The organism is Arthrobacter sp. OAP107 (assembly GCF_040546765.1).
Taxonomy (GTDB): domain Bacteria; phylum Actinomycetota; class Actinomycetes; order Actinomycetales; family Micrococcaceae; genus Arthrobacter.
The window spans coordinates 3,334,859-3,357,388 of the sequence record NZ_JBEPOK010000001.1; the positions used below are offsets into that span (position 1 = coordinate 3,334,859).

General features: G+C 67.2%; 15 protein-coding genes. 9 read left to right on the forward strand and 6 right to left on the reverse strand.

What is annotated here, in order from left to right; translation table 11 throughout:
• Nucleotides 1-14 precede the first annotated feature (14 nt).
• Nucleotides 15-1,655: an HNH endonuclease gene (locus ABIE00_RS15385; protein ID WP_354261651.1), complete on the forward strand. Its 1,641-nt coding sequence runs from the start codon at nucleotides 15-17 to the stop codon at nucleotides 1,653-1,655.
• 396 nt (nucleotides 1,656-2,051) lie between these two features.
• Here the strand turns inward: ABIE00_RS15385 and ABIE00_RS15390 are convergent, their stop codons facing one another.
• The 4 genes from ABIE00_RS15390 to ABIE00_RS15405 form a co-directional block, all read right to left on the reverse strand.
• Entirely contained in the window at nucleotides 2,052-3,326 is a 1,275-nt protein-coding gene (locus tag ABIE00_RS15390) for an RNA polymerase sigma factor (protein WP_331574803.1), read from the reverse strand.
• 340 nt (nucleotides 3,327-3,666) lie between these two features.
• On the reverse strand, nucleotides 3,667-5,109 hold the full coding sequence (locus ABIE00_RS15395; RefSeq protein ID WP_354261652.1) for a DUF4192 family protein: 1,443 nt from the start codon (nucleotides 5,107-5,109) through the stop codon (nucleotides 3,667-3,669).
• Between the two features lie 167 nt (nucleotides 5,110-5,276).
• Nucleotides 5,277-6,617, reverse strand: coding sequence for an MFS transporter (locus ABIE00_RS15400; protein ID WP_354261654.1), 1,341 nt, complete (start codon nucleotides 6,615-6,617; stop codon nucleotides 5,277-5,279).
• Nucleotides 6,618-6,710: 93 nt separating this feature from the next.
• Nucleotides 6,711-7,649: a proteasome assembly chaperone family protein gene (locus tag ABIE00_RS15405; RefSeq protein WP_190603358.1), complete on the reverse strand. Its 939-nt coding sequence runs from the start codon at nucleotides 7,647-7,649 to the stop codon at nucleotides 6,711-6,713.
• A 204-nt stretch (nucleotides 7,650-7,853) separates the two neighbouring features.
• Between ABIE00_RS15405 and ABIE00_RS15410 the strand changes: the two genes are divergently transcribed.
• The 5 genes from ABIE00_RS15410 (at nucleotide 7,854) to ABIE00_RS15430 (ending at nucleotide 14,009) form a co-directional block, all read left to right on the forward strand.
• Nucleotides 7,854-9,371: a leucyl aminopeptidase gene (locus ABIE00_RS15410; RefSeq protein WP_354261657.1), complete on the forward strand. Its 1,518-nt coding sequence runs from the start codon at nucleotides 7,854-7,856 to the stop codon at nucleotides 9,369-9,371.
• Nucleotides 9,372-9,612: 241 nt separating this feature from the next.
• Entirely contained in the window at nucleotides 9,613-10,995 is a 1,383-nt protein-coding gene (gene lpdA / locus ABIE00_RS15415; protein WP_354261658.1) for a dihydrolipoyl dehydrogenase, read from the forward strand.
• A gap of 130 nt (nucleotides 10,996-11,125) precedes the next feature.
• Nucleotides 11,126-12,895: a 2-oxoglutarate dehydrogenase, E2 component, dihydrolipoamide succinyltransferase gene (gene sucB / locus ABIE00_RS15420; RefSeq protein WP_354261659.1), complete on the forward strand. Its 1,770-nt coding sequence runs from the start codon at nucleotides 11,126-11,128 to the stop codon at nucleotides 12,893-12,895.
• A gap of 151 nt (nucleotides 12,896-13,046) precedes the next feature.
• The gene (locus ABIE00_RS15425) at nucleotides 13,047-13,418 is read left to right on the forward strand and encodes a hypothetical protein (protein WP_354261660.1); all 372 of its coding nucleotides are present in this window, start codon (nucleotides 13,047-13,049) and stop codon (nucleotides 13,416-13,418) included.
• A 162-nt stretch (nucleotides 13,419-13,580) separates the two neighbouring features.
• Nucleotides 13,581-14,009, forward strand: coding sequence for an OsmC family protein (locus ABIE00_RS15430; protein ID WP_111903455.1), 429 nt, complete (start codon nucleotides 13,581-13,583; stop codon nucleotides 14,007-14,009).
• A 74-nt stretch (nucleotides 14,010-14,083) separates the two neighbouring features.
• Here the strand turns inward: ABIE00_RS15430 and ABIE00_RS15435 are convergent, their stop codons facing one another.
• Nucleotides 14,084-17,632: a S41 family peptidase gene (locus ABIE00_RS15435; protein WP_354261661.1), complete on the reverse strand. Its 3,549-nt coding sequence runs from the start codon at nucleotides 17,630-17,632 to the stop codon at nucleotides 14,084-14,086.
• Nucleotides 17,633-17,705: 73 nt separating this feature from the next.
• Here ABIE00_RS15435 and ABIE00_RS15440 point away from each other — a divergent pair, with 73 nt between their 5' ends.
• Nucleotides 17,706-18,599 carry a TIGR01777 family oxidoreductase gene (locus ABIE00_RS15440; RefSeq protein ID WP_354261662.1) on the forward strand — a complete coding sequence of 298 codons (894 nt, stop codon included), beginning with the start codon at nucleotides 17,706-17,708 and terminating at the stop codon, nucleotides 18,597-18,599.
• Between the two features lie 36 nt (nucleotides 18,600-18,635).
• On the opposite strand, the gene ABIE00_RS15445 is transcribed toward ABIE00_RS15440, so the two are convergent.
• On the reverse strand, nucleotides 18,636-20,606 hold the full coding sequence (locus tag ABIE00_RS15445) for a serine/threonine protein kinase (RefSeq protein ID WP_354261663.1): 1,971 nt from the start codon (nucleotides 20,604-20,606) through the stop codon (nucleotides 18,636-18,638).
• 162 nt (nucleotides 20,607-20,768) lie between these two features.
• Here ABIE00_RS15445 and lipB point away from each other — a divergent pair, with 162 nt between their 5' ends.
• Both lipB and lipA read left to right on the forward strand, forming a co-directional pair.
• The gene (lipB, locus tag ABIE00_RS15450; RefSeq protein WP_354261664.1) at nucleotides 20,769-21,437 is read left to right on the forward strand and encodes a lipoyl(octanoyl) transferase LipB; all 669 of its coding nucleotides are present in this window, start codon (nucleotides 20,769-20,771) and stop codon (nucleotides 21,435-21,437) included.
• A complete protein-coding gene (gene lipA / locus ABIE00_RS15455; RefSeq protein ID WP_354261665.1) occupies nucleotides 21,434-22,453 on the forward strand; it encodes a lipoyl synthase in 1,020 nt (339 codons plus the stop codon). The genes lipB and lipA overlap by 4 nt, the downstream gene beginning before the upstream one ends.
• Nucleotides 22,454-22,530 lie beyond the last annotated feature (77 nt).

Sequence of the window (22,530 nt, forward strand, 5' to 3'; positions counted from 1 at the left end):
CTCAGACTGTAGCTATGGATGAAATTGGGGAATCGGAGCAGGCCCTGGCGGTCCGCGCGGGTGGCGGCACTCTGCTCGCTGCTGCACTCCCCGATGCCGCGGTTCCCAACGCCGATCCGTACTACGGGTTGCCGTATGACGAGGATCTCGACGCCGCTTATCCGGCGTCGTTGCCGGAGGACCCGTTTCCCGAGGCCCTGTTCGCGGACCGTTCTTTCGACGAGGACCCCTTTGATGACGGGCCTTTGGATGACGGCGGCGTCCATGACCGTGGAACTACGCCCGGGTGTTTTCTCCCGGCAGCTGACCTCACGGCTGACAGTGCCGGGCTGATCGATCAGGTCCGCGGGTACGAGAACGTCAAGTGCTGGGCCGCCGGGCAACAGGCGCGGCTTTCGGTGGCCTTCGAGTCCCGGCTCCGGCAGGAATCCACCGACCGGCCGCCCCTCGCCGCCGAAGACCTGGGCAAGGACCGCGGCACAAACCGGGACCTGGGCGCGGCCGAACAGATCGCGCTGGCCCGCGGTGAATCCCCAAACCGCGGGCACCGGCTGCTCGGCACGTCTAAGGCCCTGGTCACCGAGATGCCGCACAGCCTGGCCGCCCTGGACACCGGCCAGCTCAACGAAGAACGCGCCCTGCACGTCGTCAAAGAGACCGCCTGCCTGACGGCCGAAGACCGGGCTGCCGTGGACGAGGAACTCGCCGCCGACACCGGAACCTTCAACGGCGCAGGAACCCGGGCAGTCATCGCCGCCGTAAAGGCCGCCGCCATCCGCCGAGACGCCCGGTCCGTGGCCCAGCGCGCCAGCCACGCCGCCTCGGAACGCAGGGTGAGTCTGCGCCCGGCACCGGACTGCATGACCTACCTGACAGCACTGCTGCCCGTCCACGAAGGCGTCGCAGTGTACACGGCACTGACCCGGAACGCCGACACCCTCCACGCCGCCGGCGACCCCCGCTCCCGCGACCAGATCAAAGCCGACACCCTGGTCGAATCCACCACCGGCACCCCCGGCGGCATCACCGGCATCGAACTGAACCTCGTCATGACCGACCGCACCCTCCTCCAAGGCGACACCGAACCCGCCCGCCTCCCCGGCTACGGCATCATCCCCGGCGCCTGGGCCCGGGAACTCATCACGCAAGGACAGGGACAGGGACAGGGACAGGGGCAGGGAGAGCCGGGCCGGGTCCCGCCCGCGGCGGCGCACGATTCAGCTGCGCGTACTTCAGCCAAGAACCTGCCGGAGCTCAAGATCTGGGTCCGGCGCCTCTACACCGCGCCCGGGACCGGCGACCTCGTCGCCATGGATTCGAGACGGCGGCTTTTCCCGGCACTGCTGCGGCGCTTCATCCACATCCGCGACGACACCTGCCGCACCCCCTACTGCGACGCCCCGATCCGCCACCACGACCACATCATCCCGTGGCACGACGAAGGTCCAACGTCCCTCGCCAACGGCGCCGGGCTGTGCGAAGCCTGCAACCACACCAAAGAACTCCCCGGCTGGAAAGCCCAACCCAGACCAGGACCGAGACACACCATCGAAATCACCACACCCACCGGCCACACCTACCACTCCACCGCACCACCGCTGCCGGGTAAGTACCCAGCCGGAAGCGGTTGGGTGAATCCGAAATCGGTTGGCTGAATACGAGCTGCCCGGAACCAGCGGACATGGACTCAGGCAGTCTGGATCCAGGCGTCCTTGACCAGGGAGCCGGAACGGCCGGCCATGTGTCCCAAGTCGGGTGACTGCTGCCTCGGTTGCTTACCGGTGCTGCGGATAGCCGGTGCCTGCCGCGGCCAAGCCACCGCCATGGATTCCCTGTAGCTGGGTTACTTGTAGCCAAGGGCGCAGACTAGACAGAGGGGCGCAGGCCAGACAGAGGGGCGCAGGCCAGACATAGCTGCGCGAAGACGACCGCCGGCGCGGCGGCACGGTTGGTATCTCGGGGCCCCACGTGCCACCACCACGACCCGGGCATGACAAAGGCCAGGCCTGCCGCCGATGTCCGGTGGTAGGCCTGGCCCGTGTTCGCGTTTCCTAGTCCAGGTAGTCCCGCAGCACCTGCGACCGGGACGGGTGGCGGAGCTTGGACATGGTCTTGGATTCGATCTGACGGATGCGCTCACGGGTAACGCCGTAGACCTTGCCGATTTCGTCTAAAGTCTTCGGCTGGCCATCCGTAAGGCCGAACCGCATGGCAACAACGCCGGCTTCGCGCTCGGACAGGGTGTCCAGCACGGAGTGCAGCTGTTCCTGCAGCAGGGTGAAGCTCACGGCGTCGGCCGGAACGACTGCTTCGGAGTCCTCGATGAGGTCACCGAACTCGGAGTCGCCGTCCTCGCCGAGCGGCGTGTGGAGCGAAATGGGCTCGCGGCCGTACTTCTGGACTTCGACGACCTTCTCCGGGGTCATGTCCAGCTCGAGCGCCAGCTCCTCGGGCGTGGGTTCGCGGCCCAGGTCCTGCAGCATCTGGCGCTGGACACGGGCCAGCTTGTTAATAACTTCCACCATGTGCACCGGGATACGGATGGTGCGGGCCTGGTCCGCCATGGCACGGGTGATGGCCTGACGGATCCACCAGGTGGCGTAGGTGGAGAACTTGAAGCCCTTGGTGTAGTCGAACTTCTCGACGGCACGGATGAGGCCGAGGTTGCCTTCCTGGATGAGGTCCAGGAACAGCATGCCGCGACCGGTGTAGCGCTTGGCAAGCGAGACAACGAGGCGGAGGTTGGCCTCGAGCAGGTGGTTCTTGGCGCGCTTGCCGTCATGGATGATGAACTCAAGCTCGCGCTTGTACTTCGGGTCCATGGAGCCGTCGTCAGCGGCGATCTTCTCTTCGGCGAACAGGCCGGCCTCGATGCGGAGCGCGAGGTCAACTTCCTGTTCGGCGTTAAGGAGGGCTACCTTACCGATCTGCTTCAGGTAGTCCTTGACGGGGTCGGCGGTGGCGCCGGCCGACATGACCTGCTGGACAGGTGCATCGTCGTCATCGGCGTCAGAGTAAACGAATCCCGAACCGGTAGGCGCTGCGGCTTCCTTGCCGGCCTCGTCGGGTTCATCGACCAGATCAGCGGTGTCCGGCTGCGCGTCGTCGAGGTCTTCCTCGACTTCCACGTCGGCATCGTCATCGGTTGAGCGGCTTCCGGCAGCTTCGGCTGCAGCCTTGGCTCCGGGCTTAGGTCCGCGCTTCTTGGGCTCGGGCTTCCCAGCGGCACGGGTGGCGGGACGCTTGGCGCTGGATGCCGCCGGCTTCTCCTCGGCAGTGTCAACGGCCAGGGCGGCGGGTTCCTTCTTCGCGGAAGACGGGGTCACAGAAAACCTTTCTAGCGGCGGTCTGTGGAGTCACCTTCGGGCAACACCACTATGACCCTGTCAAGTCCGTGATTGACATCAGATGCAACCGACCGACAGGGCCACTAAGTAGAACTGCCGGGACGGCCGCAATGTTCCCGTTTGGGATCCACTGCAAGCATTGATTCACGGACCCAACCGGGTCTCGGCCTCCATTGTCTCACGATTTTCCGCGCCGGGGGCCGATGGGCCTGTAATAAGCTCCCGGCGGCGGGGCGTGTCGGCTCCGGTAGCCTCTGGTCTGCACCCAAAGTCAGCGCACCGTCGCTCTACGCGGGGTGCTGTCTTCGGCGGTCTCAGTCTAGGCGGCATCCGATCCGAATCTCTGCCAGGCTGCCTCGCGGCGCCCTGCCCAGCCGCAAATTGTTCCGCGCCGGACTACCTCGGACAACAGCTCTGCCAGCCGGTATCCCGGGGTGGCTTCCAGAGCCCGGGCTAAGGATGCGTGCGCGAATGAACCCCTCCCCCGGCACCACTCGATCCAGCCAAGCGCCGTAAACGCCGCGGCCTGCGCTTCACCACCGCCGCTCGACGACAGCTCCTGCATCAGGCTCTCAAGGCGTTTTAGCGTGTCCCAGTCCGGCACCGGTGGACTCAGGCCCAACAGGACTTCGCCGTAACCGGGCAGGGCATCCGGGCCGCCGTCGGAAGCGGCCACGTCGCCGGCCCAACCTGTGGTCGCGACCTGCTGGTATCGGCTGGCGCTCTTTCCTGTTCCGGATGGCTGTGCTGCTCCGGGCGCCGACGATGCCTCCCGGCCGTCGGCCACAGGGCCGGGCAGGCCGCCCGGGGTGAGCCGCGCCTCCGGCAGCGACGGGCATGACGCCGCTAGGCCATCAGAGGCGGAGAAAATCCCGAAGGCCTCCGCACCGGTCGCAGCCGAGTCGCGCCCGGCCGCGGCCATGACCAGGACCGCGTCGCGCCAGGCCGGAACACGCAGCGACGCGCGGAGGAACCCGGCGATGTCCGGTTCGAGTCCGCCGCCCGGGCCTCGAACCGGAGCGGCATCAAGCGCACCGGCTCGGCCCGGAACGGCTTCAGGCGAAAGGGCCACCGGCGGGAAGGCCTCCAGCGCGGCGGCCCAGGCATCGAGGACAGCATCGAACTGCGCCCGAAGAGTCCCCTTGCCGGCCAAGGCCCGAGTCCAGTCGCGCTCGGCTGCCATGACGGCGGCATCGTCGGGTGCCGGTGTATCCGCGTTGGGTGGCGAAGGGGACCCGGGCGGCGCACCGACGCTGCTGCCCAAATACACCATCTCGGCGTTGAGCCGGCTGTCCCGGATCTCCGCCACGGGACGCCCCGGCGGCGGGCAGCAACTGCTGTCTATGCAGTACACGTTGCACCAATACTCCTCGCCGACGCACCAGGCATCGCGCACCGGCATGCCGGCCAGCCCGAGCGCGCATTCCAGATCGGCGAGCAGGGGCCGAAAGAAGGACGCCACCCTGCTCCGACCGACGTCTTCCCGGCCGTCGTCAATGAAACCGCCGTCGGCAAAGAAGACCAGCAGCGTGCCGTCGGCTTCCTTGTCCGCCAGCAGGTACTCCGCGACCGTCCGGGCGAAAGCCTCCCGGCCGCGGCGTCCGCCGCCCTCCGGGAGGTCGACGCGAAGCGTTGCTCCGAGACGTTTGCCCTGCATGGTCATGGCCACGAGGCTGTCCGACGGCCAATAGCCCAGACTGTGCGGGATATAACCAAGGATGTCTTCGGGTCCACTGATGGTGAGATGCTCCGGTGCTGTCATGCAAACAGCTTCCGACGGCGGTCACGGCATCCGCGATACCCGTTCTGTGCCATGTGGAAAACCGGCCGCCAAAAGCACCTGCTGAGGAACAGTGGAGGAAGGAACAGTGGACGTGACGGGCAGTGCCGCCGTGGGCCGTCAGCCGGCGCCGCAGCTGCGGTGAAACCCTAATCGCGGGACAGGGCCTTGCGGCGGGCAATCCGTTCCCTGCGCTGCTGGGCCATTGCCTGCAGCAGCGGCGGCACCACGACGCCCTGGGCAGCCATTTGACGGCGGACCTTGCGGCGGACCACCAGCATGGCGACGGAGCCCACGCCGAGGAGCAGGAAGTGCACGCAGAGCGCGATGCGGAAGGGCTCCAGGCCGTAGAGTTCCCCGCGGGAAAAGCCGGTGGAGTTGAGGATGTCCAGCACTGCGCCGATCAGGTAGATGGCCATCAGCGCCGCGAAAAAGCCGCCCACATTGACGATGCCGGTAGCGGTACCGATCCGATGCGCCGGGTTGAAGGTGCGCGCGAAGTCGAAGCCGATCATGGATCCCGGGCCGCCGATGGCCAGCACCACGATGAGGACGGCCAGCAGCCACAGCGGCGAGCGCCCGGGATACAGCAGCACGGCCGCCCAGGCTGCGGCCGTGGCAGCGACGAGGAGGAGGACCATGGTGGAGCGACGGAGCGGGTGCCGCGCAACAAAGCGCCCGATCAGTGGCCCTGCCCCGATGGCCCCGGCCACATACAGGGACATGAGCGATGCGACGGTGCCGGCATTGAGGCCCTGCGCCGAAATCAGGAACGGGTAGCCCCAGGTCATAGCAAACACCGTGCCGCTGAACTGGATAGTGAAGTGGCTCCACATCCCCAGCCGGGTCCCCGGCTGCTTCCACGCGCGCGACAGGGAAACGCCGGTGGCGCGCAGCCCCTTGGCGGCTTCCTGCCTGGGCGTGCCGGGGGGCACGTCCTGCAGCATCAGGACCACGAGCACGACGGCGACTCCGGAGAATCCGGCCAGGGCAAGGAACGCCGGGGTCCAGCCCGCAGCGTGAAGAATAAAGGCGAACGGCACCACGCTCAGCAGCTGGCCGAGCTGCCCGGACATACCGGTCAGCTGGGTCAGCAGCGGAACGCGGGCGGGCGCGAACCACAGCGGAATCAGCCGGATGACGGAGATGAAGGTCATGGCGTCGCCGGCACCCACGAGCACGCGGCCCAGCACACCGGCCGGGACGCTCTCGGCAAAGGCCAGCTGCAGCTGGCCCACGCCCATCAGCAGAGCTCCGCCGGCAATCATGGCCCGGGAACCGAACCTGTCCACCAGTACGCCCACCGGAATCTGAAGTCCGGCGTACACCAGCAGCTGCAGCACAGTGAAAAAGGAGATGGCCGAGGCGCTGGCGTGGAACCTCTCGGTCGCCTCGAGGCCGACTACACCGAACGACGTACGCTGCGTCACAGCCACGAGGTACGAGAAGATGCCAATGGACCAAATGAGCCAGGCGCGGGGTGCAGTCACCCTTTTATTATCCCCTGCACGGACAAAAATACTATTTAAATTGGCCGGTTTTGGCCGTCGAGTGACGAGTCTTATGCCGCCCCGTGACGGGGCTTACGGCGCGGGGTTTTCCCGCGCCAGGTAAGCCTCCACAGCGGCACCCAGCGCATCGCCGTCGGGCAGTTCATCGTTCTCGTTGGCAAGCAGGGACCGCCGGACGGTGCCCTCGGCCTTTTCGTCATAACGGGCCTCGAGCCGGGCCACCACCTGCTGCACTTCCTCAGACGCCTCAATCTGCTCGGCAATCTGCCGGCCAACTTCCCGGCCGGATTCGCGCAGCCGGTCGGTGGGCAACATCAGCGAAGTGGCGGCACCCAGGTACTCCAGCCCCGCCACAGCGGCTGTGGGGTACTCCGCCTCGGCGAGGTAGTGCGGCACGTGGATCACGTACCCGGCAACATTGCGGCCGGCGTCAGTCAGGCGGAGCTCCAGGACATGCCCGACGGCGGCCGGCACTTCCACGGTGGGCTTCCAGGAGGAGATGCCTTCAATAAGTTCGGGCCGGTTGCCGTGCACGGTCACCCCGACCGGACGGGTGTGCGGCACGGGCATGGGAATCGAGTGGATCCAGGTCACCAGGTTGACGTCCAGGGCTTCCACGATCTGCACCACGGCGCGGGCAAAGCGTTCCCACTGCAGGTCAGGCTCGAAGCCGGCGAGGAAAAGGAAGGGCTTGCCCAGCCCGTCAACCAGCCGATACAGGGCGAGTGTGGGCGGCTGGTAGTCCTGCAGGTGGTCCTCAACAAAGGTCACGTGCGGGCGCCGGGACCGGTAGTCCATCAGCTGGTCGGCGTCGAACACGGCCACACGTTCCGAGTCGAGCGTGTCCAGCAGCTCGTCGGTGATCTGCCGGACCACGTGGCCGGCGTCGGCGAAACCGGTAAAGCCCATTACCAGGTTCAGCCCGCGGAGCTCAGGGTTATGGAACAGCCCAATGTTCTTGGCATAGAGCGCATCGGGGTCCAGCAGCGAGCCGGAAATCCTTTCAAACACGGCGAGTTCCTTTCGTGGTCGGGGTTAATCTTCATAACGCCCGGAACAGCGGCGTCATTCCTCGGGGCGTTGTGGCGAGGCTCTCAACCGGCCCGACTCCCCGGCGCTCCCGCGCAGTTTCGGAGCGAGAGACTACGATCGGAATTGGCTCTATTGCCTGCGCTCCCTGCCCGAACAATCACAGAGAATTGAGGACCGATCCTCGTGGTCAAGAATACTGAAACCAACCTTAGTGCCATTGCAAGGGACCTGAAGAAGGCGGCAAGTGACGCGGTGGTCATCGGCGTCGGACAGGGCACGGACGGCCCGTTCCTGCTGGAAAACCCGCTGACCGCAAAATCCGCAGAGGCCCTGACCGATTCCCTGAAGGTGCTCGGCATCACCGGCGCTCCGGACCAGGCGGTCCGCCTTCCCGGACTCCCGGAAACAGGCTCGGGAATCCTCGTGCTGGCCGGTGTGGGCAAAGTCGACGCCGGGGGTCGGGTTTCCGGGGAGGCGCTGCGCCGCGCTGCCGGCTCCGCCGTCCGCCAGCTTGCCGGCCTGTCCTCGGTCACGCTGGCGTTCCCGACGGCGAAGGTCGCCGATGTTGCGGCCATCGCCGAGGGTGCCGCGCTGGGCGCGTACTCCTTCACCGAATTCAGGTCCTCCAAGGACGGCCTGAAGGATCCTGTGGCCGACGTCGCGATCTTCACTGATCTGGCCGGCGACAAGGACGTGGACACCGCGCTCGACCGTGCGCGCCTGCTGGGCAAGGCTGTCAACGCCACCCGCTCGCTCGTCAACCAGCCGCCGAGCCACCTCTACCCCGAGTCGTTCGCAGACGCCGCCAAGGAACTGGCCAAGGGTCTGCCCGTCAAGGTCACGGTGTGGGACGAGAAGCGCCTGGAGAAGGAGGGCTTCGGCGGCATCATGGGCGTCGGCAAGGGCTCGGCCCGGCAGCCGCGCCTGGTCAAGGTGGAGTACTCCCCCGCCAAGGCGACCCGGAAGATCGCCCTGGTGGGCAAGGGCATCACGTTCGACACCGGCGGCATTTCCATTAAGCCGGCCCTGGGCATGGGCGACATGAAGAGCGATATGGCGGGAGCCGCCGTCGTACTTAATACGGTGCTGGCCATCGCTGGCCTGGGACTGCCCGTCAAGGCAACCGCCTGGCTGTGCATCGCCGAGAACATGCCCTCCGGGGCCGCGTCGCGTCCCGCCGACGTGCTGACCATGTTCGGCGGCAAGACGGTGGAGGTCCTGAACACCGACGCCGAGGGACGGCTGGTCATGGCCGACGGCATCGTCGCGGCCAGCCAGGAGTACCCGGACGCCATCATCGACGTTGCCACCCTGACCGGCGCCCAGCTGATCGCACTCGGCAACCGCACCGCCGGCATCATGGGCGCGGACAGCGTGACCGGCCCGCTGAAGGCGGCCGCAGACCGTGCCGGCGAACTCGTCTGGCCGATGCCCCTGCCGGAAGAGCTGCGGCCCAGCCTCGACTCCCAGGTGGCGGACATCGCCAACATCGGTGAGCGCCACGGCGGCATGATGACGGCTGCCGTGTTCCTGCGCGAGTTCGTGGGCAAGGACAAGGGCGGCCAGACCATCCCGTGGGCGCACATCGACATCGCCGGCCCGTCCTTCAACAACGGGGCGCCCTACGGCTACACCCCGAAGCAGGGCACCGGCTGCACCGTGCGCACGCTGGTGGCGTACGTCGAGGACCTCCTGGCCTAAGCCTGTGTGACGCGCGGCTGTGCGGCAGCGTGATCCGCTCGCCACACAGCCGCGTGACACTCGACACAAGCGCTCCACAAAAGGACCGGCAAGGTGGAGCATGGATAAGTGGTTCGCTAAGGTGAACCACGGTAGTCACAAATGAAAGGGAAAAGGCCTGCTGGCATAATCACGGCAGAGCAATTTCCAAGACCAGATGATGCGTACTCTCGTGTCATCGTTCACGCGAGGGAGCGTCTAAGTGGCCGATCAGGCAACTGCGCAAGAATTCGACATCCTGGTACTCGGTGGTGGCAGCGGCGGGTACGCCACGGCTCTCCGGGCCGTTCAGCTTGGCTTCACCGTTGGCCTCGTGGAGAAGGGCAAGCTCGGCGGCACATGCCTGCACAACGGCTGCATCCCCACCAAGGCGCTCCTGCACTCCGCGGAGCTGGCAGACCACGCCCGCGACTCCGCCAAGTACGGCGTGAACGTGACGCTCGACAGCATCGACATCACAGCTGTCAACGCCTACAAAGACGGCATCATCGCCGGCAAGTTCAAGGGCCTGCAGGGCCTGATCAAGTCCAAGGGCATCACCGTCATCGAGGGTGAAGGCAAGCTTCAGGGCACCGACACCGTCGTCGTGAACGGCACCGCCTACAAGGGCAAGAACATCGTGCTTGCGACCGGGTCCTACTCCCGCACGCTGCCGGGCCTGGAAATCGGCGGCAAGGTCATCACTTCCGATGAAGCCCTCACCATGGACTACATCCCCAAGAGCGCCATCATCCTTGGCGGCGGCGTGATCGGCGTCGAGTTCGCTTCCGTCTGGAAGTCCTTCGGTGTTGACGTCACGATCGTTGAAGGACTCCCCTCCCTCGTCCCGAACGAGGACGCGACGATCGTCAAGAACTTTGAGCGCGCCTTCAAGAAGCGCGGCATCAAGTTCTCCACCGGCGTCTTCTTCCAGGGCGTCGAGCAGAACGACGACGGCGTCAAGGTCACCCTTGTCGACGGCAAGACCTTCGAAGCCGACCTCCTCCTCGTGGCCGTCGGCCGTGGTCCCGTCACCGCAAACCTCGGCTACGAAGAGGCCGGGCTCACCATCGACCGCGGCTTCGTCATCACCAACGAGCGCCTGCACACCGGCGTGGGCAACATTTACGCGGTCGGCGACATCGTCCCCGGCGTGCAGCTGGCGCACCGCGGCTACCAGCAGGGCATCTTCGTCGCCGAGGAAATCGCCGGCCTGAAGCCTGTCATCGTCGAAGACGTCAACATCCCCAAGGTCACTTACTCCGAGCCGGAGATTGCGACGGTCGGCTACACCGAAAAGGGTGCCAAGGCCAAGTTCGGCGACGACCAGGTCGAAACGCAGGAATACAACCTCGCCGGAAACGGCAAGAGCTCCATCCTGGGCACCAGCGGCATCGTCAAGCTGGTCCGCCAGAAGGACGGCCCCGTCGTCGGCGTCCACATGATCGGTGCCCGCATGGGTGAGCAGATCGGCGAAGCCCAGCTGATCGTGAACTGGGAAGCATACCCCGAGGACGTGGCCGCACTGGTCCACGCCCACCCGACCCAGAACGAATCCCTGGGCGAGGCGCACCTGGCGCTGGCGGGCAAGCCCCTCCACGGCTAAGTCGTTCCGCAAGAGAACTCCGTAAGACAACAAGGGCCTGGTGCACCGGCTCGAACAGCAGGGTGCACCAGGCCCGAACAATGCAGCAATTCATCCGCACTTTTAGATCAATAAGGAGAACGGGGACGACATGTCTGAATCCGTTAACTTGCCCGCCCTCGGTGAGAGCGTCACCGAAGGAACTGTCACCCGCTGGCTCAAGCAGGTAGGTGACCGGGTAGAGGTGGACGAACCGCTGCTCGAGGTTTCCACCGACAAAGTAGACACTGAAATCCCCTCTCCGATCGCCGGCGTCATCGAGGAAATCCTCGTCGCCGAAGACGAGACCGCTGAAGTTGGCGCGCCCCTGGTGCGCATCGGTGACGGCTCGGGCGGCGGCGCTGCAGAAGCCCCCGCAGCAGCCCCCGCCGAAGAGGCACCTGCCGCAGCACCGGCAGCAGCCCCCGCCGAAGAGGCACCTGCCGCTCCCGCCGAAGAGGCACCGGCCCAGGAAGCCCCTGCAGCCGAGGCCGCACCCGCCTCCTCCGGCGAAGGCCACGAGGTCACCCTGCCTGCCCTGGGCGAGAGCGTCACCGAAGGCACCGTCACCCGCTGGCTCAAGGCCGTTGGCGACACCGTGGAAGTTGACGAGCCGCTGCTCGAAGTTTCAACGGACAAGGTCGACACCGAAATCCCGTCCCCGGTTGCCGGCACGCTCCAGGAAATCCGCGTTAACGAGGACGAGACCGCCGAGGTTGGCTCCGTCCTCGCCGTCATCGGTTCCGGCGCCGCTGCCCCTGCTGCGGCTCCGGCAGCAGCTCCTGCCGCCCCGGCCGCGGAACAGCCCGCACCGACAGCTGAGAAGCCCGCCCCCGCCCAGGAAGCAGCCCCCGCGCCTGCCCCGCAGGCAGCACCGGCACCGCAGGCAGCACCGGCACCGCAGGCTGCACCGGCCCCCCAGGCTGCACCGGCTCCGCAGGCCGCTCCGGCCGCGGGCGGCGAGTCCGGCTACGTCACTCCCCTCGTGCGCAAGCTCGCTAACCAGCACGGTGTGGACATCGCTTCCGTCTCCGGCACCGGTGTCGGCGGCCGCATCCGCAAGCAGGACGTGCTGGCCGCTGCTGAATCCAAGGCCGCTCCGGCAGCGGCAGCAGCCCCGGCCGCAGCGTCCGCTGCTCCGTCGGCCGCAGCCTCCTCGCTTCGCGGCACCGTGCAGAAGGCTCCGCGGATCCGCCAGGTCATCGCCCGCCGCATGCGTGAGTCGCTGGATGTCTCCACCCAGCTGACCCAGGTACACGAAGTGGACATGACCAAGGTGGCCAAGCTGCGCCTCAAGGCCAAGAACTCGTTCCAGGCCCAGAACGGCGTCAAGCTCACGTTCCTGCCCTTCATCGCCAAGGCCGTGGCCGAGGCCCTCAAGCAGCACCCCAAGCTCAACGCTGCGTACGATGAGGACAAGCAGGAAATCACGTACCACAACGCCGAGCACCTGGCGATCGCCGTCGACACCGACAAGGGCCTGCTGGTTCCGGTCATCTCCGACGCCGGCAACCTGAACCTCGCCGGCCTCGCCGGCAAGATCGCCGACGTCGCAGACCGCACGCGCAGCGGCAAGATTGGCCCGGACGAGCTGTCCGGCGGTACGTTTAGCATCACCAACATCGGTTCCGTCGGTGCGCTGTTCGACACCCCGATCATCAACCAGCCGCAGGTCGGCATCCTGGGCACCGGTGCGATCGTCAAGCGCCCCGTGGTAGTCCAGGACGAGAACGGTGACGACTCGATCGCCATCCGCTCCATGATGTACTTGTCCCTCACCTACGACCACCGCCTCGTGGACGGTGCGGACGCAGGACGCTTCCTGCAGACGCTGAAGGCCCGCCTCGAAGAGGGCGCGTTCGAAGCGGACCTGGGACTGTAACCCTGGGACTGTAGCCAACTGCCAATAACGACGGCGGTGCGGACGCCGGTGGATTGCCACCGGAGTCCGTACCGCCGTCGTTGTTTAAACCGCCGCCGGGCCACGCGTGGATTTGCTACAGGACGTAGAACAGACTGGCTAAGCTGGAGCCATGACTATTCTCTTTAGCATTCTGGTGTTCCTGCACGTTGTCGGAGCCGCCATGATCGTGGGCTACTGGATCGCCACGATGAGGCAGCCCACCGTGCACCCCCGCCAGCGCGACGGAGCCTTCCTGCAGCTGCTCACGGGCATCGCCATGATGGGCCTCCTTCCGCTTCTGCACAGCCAGGATCCGACCAATTTTGGCGACCCGAACTACGCCAAGCTGGGCATCAAGTTCGTCATCGGCGTCATCGTCGCCGTCCTGGCCGTGATTGGTGCGCGCAAGGTCAAGAACGGGCAGCCCGTCTCAACCGGCCTGGCACACGGCGTCGGCGGGCTGGCACTGATCAACATCGCCATCGCCACCCTGTGGAACTAACAGCGGAACCAAGCCGGAACTAAGCCGCAAATCGGGCGATTCGGTCATAATCCTCTGACAGCGGACAACCTGTGCACCGGAGGGACCGAATCCATAGGATTGGTAGCGGCGGGGCAACGGCTGCTGCCGTATCCCCGGATCGAATCAACGTTGAGGAGTGACATGGCTACAACACGCAACGCGCACACTGTATGGACCGGCAGCCTGACGGAAGGCTCAGGCAACACCACCCTGGACAGCTCGGGCCTCGGCACGTTCGACGTCACCTGGAAGGCCCGCACCGAAGCGGCCGGCGGCAAGACCAGCCCCGAAGAACTCATCGCCGCGGCACACTCCGCATGCTTCTCCATGGCGTTCAGCCACGAGCTCAGCCAGGCCGGTTTCACCCCGGACGAGGTCAACACCAAGGCAGAGGTCGGCTTCCAGCCCGGCACCGGCATCACCGGCAGCCACCTGACCCTGAACGCCCGCATCCCCGGCATCTCCGAGGAGGATTTCCAGCGCATCGCGGAATCCGCCAAGAAGGGCTGCCCGGTATCCCAGGCCCTGACCGGCATTGAGATCACGCTGGACGCCACGCTGGCTTCCTGATCCCGTAAAGCACTGAAGGCCCTGTTCCCCTGGAGAAATCCAGTGGGGAACGGGGCCTTCAGTGCTTCAGGGCGCTACGCCTGGCTCTGCCGGCGGGCCGGCAGCGGCTCCGGGCGGAGCCGGCGGTAGCCTTCGCGGGCCGGCGGCCGGTCCGTGGGGAGCTCCTGCACCATCTCCTTCAAGGCCGTGATGCCGGACTCCAGTTGCGGGTCCCGGCGGGCAGCGTAGGCGTGCGGTGGGAACGTCACCTCGATGTCCGGAGCCACGCCGTGGTTTTCGACGCTCCAGCCCACCCCGCCGCCGAACCACGTGGCGTAGCGCGGCTGGGTCACGCCTGTTCCGTCGGCAAGCGTGAAGCGGTTGTCGATGCCGACGACGCCGCCCCACGTGCGGGTGCCGATCACCGGGCCGATGCCGCGCAGCTTGGACACCTGGGTGATGATGTCGCCGTCGGACCCGGCAAATTCGTCGGCCAGGATGATCACCGGGCCACGCGGCGCGTGATGCGGATACGTCCGCGGCTTCTCGCCGCGGGGCATGCTCCAGCCCGTCACCTTCCGCCCGATCAGTTCGGCCACGAGCTGGGAGGTGTGCCCGCCGCGGTTGCGGCGGACGTCCACGATGAGGCCGTCAAGAGCGGTCTCGGTGTCCAAGTCACGGTGGAGCTGTGCCCAGCCGTTGGCCAGCATGTCCGGGATGTGCAGGTATCCGAACTTGCCGTCCGACGCCTCGCGGACCGTGCGGCGGTTGGCGTTCACCCAGTCCTGGTACCGGAGCCGTTCCTCATCCCTGATCGGGACGACGGCAATCCGGCGCTGGACGCCGGCTGATTCGCCGTGGCCGGCGCCGTTGCGGATGGTCAGTTCCACCGCCCGCCCGGCCGCGCCCACCAGCTGCATGGCGGGGGTGAGCGACTCGGTGAGGCGCACACCGTCGATCGCCAGCAGAACGTCCCCGGCCTTGGCGTCGGCGCCCGGCCGCGTCAGCGGCGAAGTGGCCAGCGGGTCCGACGATTCGCCGGCCAGGATGCGCTCGATCTCCCAGCCCTCGCCGGTGAAGGCGAGGTCGGCACCCAGCCTGCCCTGGCCGTTGCTGCCGTTCTCAACGGCCGCCGCCGGGCGCACGTAGGCGTGCGACGTGCCCAGTTCGCCGTGCAGCTCCCACAGCAGGTCCACCAGGTCGTCATGCGATCCGAGCCGCTGCACGAGCGGACGGTAGCGGGCGTGGATGGAGTCCCAGTCCTGGCCAGCCATGTCCTCGGTCCAGAAGAAGTCGCGCTGCAGCCGCCACGCCTCATCGAACGCCTGGCCCCACACGCGCAGCGGATCCATCAGAACGCGGATGCGGGTGAGGTCCACCTTGACCAGCTGGCCGGAGTCCTCGTCGGCCTTGGCGTCGGAGGGCACCACCCGGACCTGCTTGTCGTGGACCAGGACCACCTTCTTGCCGTCACCGGAGAGGCGGTAGCTGTCCAGGGCCTCCACGAGGGTGGTGCTCCTGCGCTTGGCCAGGTCGAAGCGGACCAGGCTCGGGGCCGCGTTCTTGTCCTCCAGGCTTGCCCTGCCTTCCCCGGTGACACCGGCCAGGGCGCTGTCGAGCCACAGCAGAGCACCGTCGGCGGCAGTCAGGTCAGAGTAGTTGCCCTGCGGAACCGGGACGCTGATGACCCGGTGGGCAAGGCCTTCCGCGTCCACCCGGACGGCGGCCGGTGCTGTATCGCCCCCCGCGGCTGCACCAGACTGTGCTGCCTTGTCCTGTCCCGCGTTGGCCTGCGCCTCGGCGCCGTCTGCCAGGGCCACGCTGGGGCCGAACGGTGACGCGGTGTCCGCCGCCAGCGCCACGAGGTAGGGCTTGATGGGGCTGGGAAAGGACAGGTCAAAGGAGTGGCCGTCGTAGACCGGGTCAAAACTGCGGTTGGAGAGGAAGGCAAGGAACTTGCCGTCCGGGGAGAACGACGGCGATTCGTCCCGGAAGCGCCCGTCCGTCACCTCCACGATGGCCGGTTTTTCCGGGACGCCGGCGCGGACCAGCCGCAGGCGGCTGCGTGAGCCAAAGGACGTCACCGGTTCGGACCAGGCGAGCCAGGCGGAGTCCGGCGACCAGGCAAGGTCCTCAATGCTGCCCTCGCCGATGCTGGTGACGGCCGTCAGCGTGCCGTCCTGGGCATCCGCGATGTACAGGTCGCCAAAGGCGGTTCCGATGGCGATCCGGCGGCCGTCCGGGCTGGCTTCGATGGCGCTGGCGCGTGAAGGCTTGGGGAAGCGGACTGTGAGCGGGCCCGATTCGGCCGCTGCCGTTCCGGTTGTCTGCGCAGTCGCGTCCGCTGCCTCCGCTGGGGCGAGGTCGGCCGCGGCGTCGTCGGCCACGGGATGGGTGGTGCGGGGTCCCGCTACACCGGCTGCAGAGACGGGGCTGGGCAAGGGAATTGCCGGAGACGCGGCCTCCTGCGGATCTGCCGCGGACTTGGTGTCCGGCGCGGCGCTGGTCTTGGCCGCTGCTTTGGCTGCTGCGTCGGCGCCGCCAGGTGCCGGAACCTGCGGGGCGATTTCCCTGATGAACAGGGCCTCGTCGCCGTCGTGATCTGCCACGTAGGCGATCCGCCCATCGGGGAGGGGACGCGGCAGGCGGGCGCGGACGCCGGCGGTCGCTTCCACAACACGTGAGGGCCCGTCCTTGTGCCGCAGCCAGTGGATGGTTCCGTGGGACTCAACGGCGCTTGCTTCCCCGGTGGTGTCCGGCCGGACCTCACCGAGGTGTTTGGAGACCTTCAGGAGCGAGGGACGGCGGCCCTGGGACGCCGATCCGAGCGTGACGTCCAGCCGGACGGCCTCGGACCCGAGGTTATGCAGGAGCCAAAGCTCACCGGCCGATTCGAAGATCACGCGCTTGCCGTCGGTGGAGGCGTGGCGGACGTAGAAGTCCTCGTGGTCCGTGTGGCGCCGCAGGTCCCCGCCGCCGGGCAGGACCGAGTACAGGTTGCCGTACCCTTCATGGTCCGAGAGGAAGGCGATGCGCCCGTCCACCCACATGGGGTCGGCGAGGTTGCCGTCCAGTTCGGGCACGAGCCGTTCAAACTCGCCGTTTCCGTCGCTGTCGATCCAGAGCTTGCCGGCGGTGCCGCCACGGTAGCGCTTCCACCAGGCCGGCTCGCGGGACAGCACGCTGCCCACCACCACCGGCTTTTCGTCCCCGAGTTCCGGTCCGAAGGCCACCGACTCGACCGGCCCCAGCGGGAGCTCCTCGGCCCAGCCGCCTTCGGTGGACAGCCGGTAGGCGTGCGTGTGGCGGCTTTCGGCCTGGCGGAACGCGCTGGTGACCACGATGTCCCCCGCTGGGGTGAAGCCCTTAACCCGGGTGGTGCTGTGGCCAAAGAAGGTCAGCTGGCGGTATTCCCCGCCGTCGACATCAGCGATGACCACCTCGGGAGCCGTCCCCTGCACGACCGTCCAGACCAGCTTCTTTCCGTCCGGCGTAAAGCGCGGGTTGCGGGCGGGCAGCTGGAGCGAGGAAACACGCCAGGCGCGGCCGCCGCTGAGGGGGGCAATCCAGACATCGTCCTCGGCCACAAACGTGACCAGATCGCCGTGGACATGAGGGAACCGGAGGTAACTCGAAGAGGTCATCGTTCGATCATAGTCAACGTGACATGAGCCGTCGGGGAGGTGCCCTGCCGTGCCGGGCATGGTGAGATGGATCATGCGTATCGTCATGGCAGGCGCCTCCGGGCTCATCGGAACCGCACTCTCCTCCCGCCTCTCCTCAGACGGGCACGACGTCGTCCGGCTGGTGAGGCGGCAGCCGTCGTCGCCGTCGGAAATCCCCTGGGATCCCGCCACCGGAACCCTGGATCCCGGCAGCCTTGAGGGCGCCGACGCCGTCATTAACCTCTCCGGCGCCAACATCGGGGCCAGGCCATGGACACCGCACCGGATCGATGAGTTGTTCCGGTCGCGCCTCGATCCCACCCGGACGCTTACCTCGGCAATGCGTCACCTCGACTCCCCGCCCCGGACCTTCATCAGCCAGTCCGGCGCCGGCTACTACGGCGACGCCGGGCACACCATGCTGACGGAGAACTCCCCCGCCGGGCAGGGCATCATGGCGCGCATCTGCGTCGAGTGGGAAGCGGCGGCCCGCGAGGCCCCCGCCGATGTCCGGGTGGTGACCCCGAGGACGGCAGTGGTGCTGAGCAGATCCGGCGGAGCCATGGGACGCCTGCTGCCGCTGCTGCGGGCCGGGATTGGTGGTCCGCTGGGCAACGGCCGGCAGTACTGGCCGTGGATCACCCTCCCCGACCTCACGTCAGCGTTCGGGTTCCTCCTCACCTCCGGGGACTCGGGCCCGGTGAATGTTGCCGCCCCGGAAACTGCCGATGTGAACACCCTCGTTGCCGGGCTGGCGAAGGCTCTTCACCGCCCGGCCCTGGTGCGCGCGCCGGCCCCGGCACTGCGCCTCGTCATGGGCAAGCTGGCCGACGAACTTCTCCTGGCGAGCCAGCGGATCGAGCCGACGCTGCTCCGGGAAAGAGGGTTCACGTGGCGGCATCCCTCGGTGGCGCTTGCCGCCAAGTGGGTGGCAGGCGGCGAGTAGTTCAGGGCGGAGAGCAGTTCAGGGGTGGCGGGTAGTTCAGGCCGCCGGCAGAATATCGGCGATGCGCCAGCGTCCCGCCGCCTGGACCAGGACGAGCCGCAGCCTGACATCCTGCTGTGGCGCTCCGGTGGCCACGACCGCACCTCCGGCGGAGCGCTCCTCATACGCCGAGGTGGACGTCGTCACGGCCACCACGGCCCTCGCAGCCGTGCTTCCGGGGAGTCGGCGAACACCGGAGAGGCCCGTGGTGAAGCCGGCCAGCAGCGTCCCGGATTTCTCCAGCCCGGCCCGGATCCGTTGGTCTGCGGCATGGGCCGGGGTGTTCGGAGCATTGACCTCGTCGAGCAAGTCCAGCCTGCCCTCCCGCAGCGCCAGCGAACGCAGTTGCGCCAGCCCGAGAACGGCTTCCTCCGGATCCTTCGACGCGAGCCGCCGCCGGACAACAACGGGCAGGGTGGCCGCCTGTGCTCCAGCGCTTTGGGGGGACCTGGGGTTGGCCGCCGGCAGGACTGCCTCCAGCGCCGCCCGGCCTGACTCCCGGGCCGCCGATGTCCGGTCCTGAGCCGAATGGCCTGACTCATGTGCCACCCCGGGAAGTCCCAGAAGCCCGGCGCCGGCAAGCACCGCTGCCGTGAGCACGCCCGTTACTGCCAGACGCCTGCTGGCGGCCGCGCCGGTTGCGGCAGCCCAGCGGGACCGCATCGGCAAGGCACCGTCTGCCGTGCTGCCCGCGGAATGTCGGGGCGGCCGACTGGCCGCGGTGTGCCTGACGGTGCGCCCGACCGCGGTATCCCTGGCAGCGGCATGCCCGACTGCCGCGTGTCTGACACGGCGGCTGTCTCCGGTATTCCGGACAGCCCCGGACGGGGGCGCCGCCGCCGGCTCCGCCAGTGCCGCTCGCGGAAACCCACCAGGTGCCGGCCTGCCCAACGCCGCTACCCAGCCGGTGCTCTTCAGCCGCCTCCCCCACGCGAGCAGGCGCTTCCTCAGTCGCCCGCCTGGCGGCGGGACGGGTCTGCGCGTCAGCAACTCGGGGAGAACGCTGTGGTGCACCGAGCGCGACAGGTCCACGGGTAATGCAGTCGCGCTGCGGTAGACGGCCGTGGCAAGCTCGGCGGCAGCCGGACGTCGACGCCGGTCGTCGCTGAGACCAGCCTCGAGCGCAGCCGCCAGCTCGGCCGGCACATCAGGAACAAGCAGGGAGAGCGGTGGCCTCGCCGCTGACGGCGGTGGGGGCTGTCCGGTGAGGCAGTACCAGCCCAGGGCAGCGGCCGCATAGACATCGCGTTCCGGCTGCAGTCCGGCCCGGACCGCGTCCACCGGAGCCGGATCCGCAAAGCCGTCGGTGCGCCAGTCAGGAACACCGGAAAAGTCCCCCACCATCCGTGCGACACCGAGATCGGCCAGCAGCGGCTTCCCATGTGCGGTGAAGAGTACGTTGCCCGGTGCGACGTCAGAGTGCGTAAAGCCCTTGCCGTGCAGATAGCCCAGAACCTGCGCGATGGGAGTCAGGACCGTCACCGTCTCGCCGACGCTCAGGGCGCCCCTCGCCGTAACCAGCTGCTGCAACGAGCCACCGGCCGCGTAGTCCATCAGAAGACCGAAGCCGCCCCTTCCGGGTTCATCTGTCCGGCCAGGCACATCAGTCCGGCCAGGCTGATCCACACTGACCACGCCGTGTGCCTTCACGAGGTGTTCATGGTCCAGGACAGAGATCACCAGAAGTTCCCGGCGGACTTCCTCCTCCCGGGCCATGAACCCACTGCCTGGTTCACTGCTGCCTGGTTCACTGCTGCCTGGTTCACTGCTGCCTGGTTCACCACCGCCGGGATCACCGCCGCCCGGAGGCCGGCCGAAGCACTTCAGGGCAAACTTCACGCCAGTGGAGTCCTGCGACACCAGCCACACTTCGGCGCTGCCGCCCCGGCCCAGCCGGCGGCACGCAGAGTAGCCGCCGGCGACAGGCGCCGCTTCCCGGTTGTGGTTTTCCAAGCTGTGCTGGTCCATGGCTTAAGGAGTACCGGAAACCGGCAATTCCTGCAGAAGTTATCCACAGGCACGCCCGGGCGCTCGGCCTGCTCAGGAACGGGGTGGAATGTGACCAGGGTCGGGGTGAGAGCTTGGGCACACTCCCGGGCAGGACGCCGGCTGAGGTCTAAGCTGGAATGCATGACTCTTGAGTTCACAAAGCTCGGTCTTGCCCCGGATTTCGTTGATTACAGCCACGCCTGGGACATCCAGCGCGAAATCCATGAAAATGTCCTGGCCGGCAAGGCCCCCAGCACCGTACTCCTCCTCGAACATGCCGCCGTCTACACGGCCGGAAAGCTGACCGAGGATCACGAGCGGCCGTTCGACGGCACCCCCGTGGTTCCCGTGGACCGCGGCGGCAAGCTCACCTGGCACGGGCCGGGCCAGCTTATCGGGTACCCGATCATCAAGCTGAAGAACAAGGCAGGCATCCGCGATTACGTGGAGCGGCTGGAGGCCGTGATCATCGCGGTGCTCGCGGACTACGGCATCCCGGCGGTCCGGATCAAGGGGCGCGCAGGTGTCTGGATCGACGAAGACGCCAAGGGCCCCGCCCGCAAGATCGCCGCCATCGGCATCCGGGTCAGCCAGGGCGTGACCATGCACGGCTTCTCCATCAACTGCAACAACGACCTCGCGCCCTACGCCCAGATCATCGCCTGCGGGATCACCGACGCCGGTGTGACCACCATCGCCCAGGAAACGGGCCGCGACGTGTCCCCCGCCGATCTCGTTTCGCGGATCACCGAGGAACTGCGCAACAATGAAGACGCCCTAGTTGCAACCCCCGAAGGAGCTCTCCTGTGACACTGGCACCAGAAGGCCGGAAAATGCTGCGGATCGAGCAGCGCAATGCGGCCACCCCGGTGGAACGCAAACCGGACTGGATCAAGGCCAAGGTCCAGATGGGCCCGGAATTCGTCGGCCTGAAGAACCTGGTCAAGAAGGAAGGCCTGCACACCGTCTGCGAAGAGGCCGGCTGCCCCAACATCTTCGAATGCTGGGAAGACAAGGAAGCCACCTTCCTGATCGGCGGCTCCGAATGCACCCGCCGCTGCGACTTCTGCCAGATCGACACCGGCAAACCCTCCCCCGTGGACCGGTTCGAACCCACCAAGGTCGCCCGCTCCGTCCACGCCATGCAGCTGCGCTACGCCACCGTCACCGGCGTCGCCCGGGACGACCTCGAAGACGAAGGCGTCTGGCTCTACGCCGAAACGGTCCGCAAGATCCACGAACTTAACCCCGGCACCGGCGTCGAACTCCTGATCCCGGACTTCTCCGGCAAACCCGAACACATCGCCGCGATCTGCGACTCCGCCCCCGAGGTGTTCGCGCACAACGTCGAAACCGTGCCCCGGATCTTCAAGCGCATCCGCCCCGCATTCCGCTACGAACGCTCCCTGGACGTCATCAGCCAGGGCCGGAACCTGGGCATGGTCACCAAGTCCAACCTGATCCTGGGCATGGGCGAAACCCGCGAGGAAATCTCCGAAGCCCTCCGCGACCTCCACCAGGCCGGCTGCGACCTGATCACCATCACCCAGTACCTGCGCCCCTCCGAACGGCACCTGCCCGTGGACCGCTGGGTCAAGCCACAGGAATTCGTGGACCTCCAGCACGAAGCCGAAGAAATCGGGTTCCTCGGCGTCATGTCCGGACCCCTGGTCCGCTCCTCCTACCGCGCCGGCAGGCTCTGGGCCACCGCCATGCGCAAAAAAGGCCGCGACATCCCCGCCGAACTCGCCCACATCGCCGACGGCATCCAAGACTCCGGAACCACCCGCCAGGAAGCCAGCTCCCTGCTCGCAGCACACCAGTAGCGGCACGTATTTCCCGTGGCCAAGGGCCGGACGTCGAACATTTCGGCGTCCGGCCCTTTGTCATGGATCACGTAGAA

Excerpts from the sequence above, each read along its gene's own strand:
- ABIE00_RS15385 (WP_354261651.1), top strand. The coding sequence starts at position 15 with ATGGATGAAATTGGGGAATCGGAGCAGGCCCTGGCGGTCCGCGCGGGT.
- ABIE00_RS15395 (WP_354261652.1), bottom strand. The coding sequence starts at position 5,109 with ATGACAGCACCGGAGCATCTCACCATCAGTGGACCCGAAGACATCCTT.
- sucB (WP_354261659.1), top strand. The coding sequence starts at position 11,126 with ATGTCTGAATCCGTTAACTTGCCCGCCCTCGGTGAGAGCGTCACCGAA.
- ABIE00_RS15425 (WP_354261660.1), top strand. The coding sequence starts at position 13,047 with ATGACTATTCTCTTTAGCATTCTGGTGTTCCTGCACGTTGTCGGAGCC.
- ABIE00_RS15430 (WP_111903455.1), top strand. The coding sequence starts at position 13,581 with ATGGCTACAACACGCAACGCGCACACTGTATGGACCGGCAGCCTGACG.
- ABIE00_RS15435 (WP_354261661.1), bottom strand. The coding sequence starts at position 17,632 with ATGACCTCTTCGAGTTACCTCCGGTTCCCTCATGTCCACGGCGATCTG.
- ABIE00_RS15440 (WP_354261662.1), top strand. The coding sequence starts at position 17,706 with ATGCGTATCGTCATGGCAGGCGCCTCCGGGCTCATCGGAACCGCACTC.
- ABIE00_RS15445 (WP_354261663.1), bottom strand. The coding sequence starts at position 20,606 with ATGGACCAGCACAGCTTGGAAAACCACAACCGGGAAGCGGCGCCTGTC.
- lipB (WP_354261664.1), top strand. The coding sequence starts at position 20,769 with ATGACTCTTGAGTTCACAAAGCTCGGTCTTGCCCCGGATTTCGTTGAT.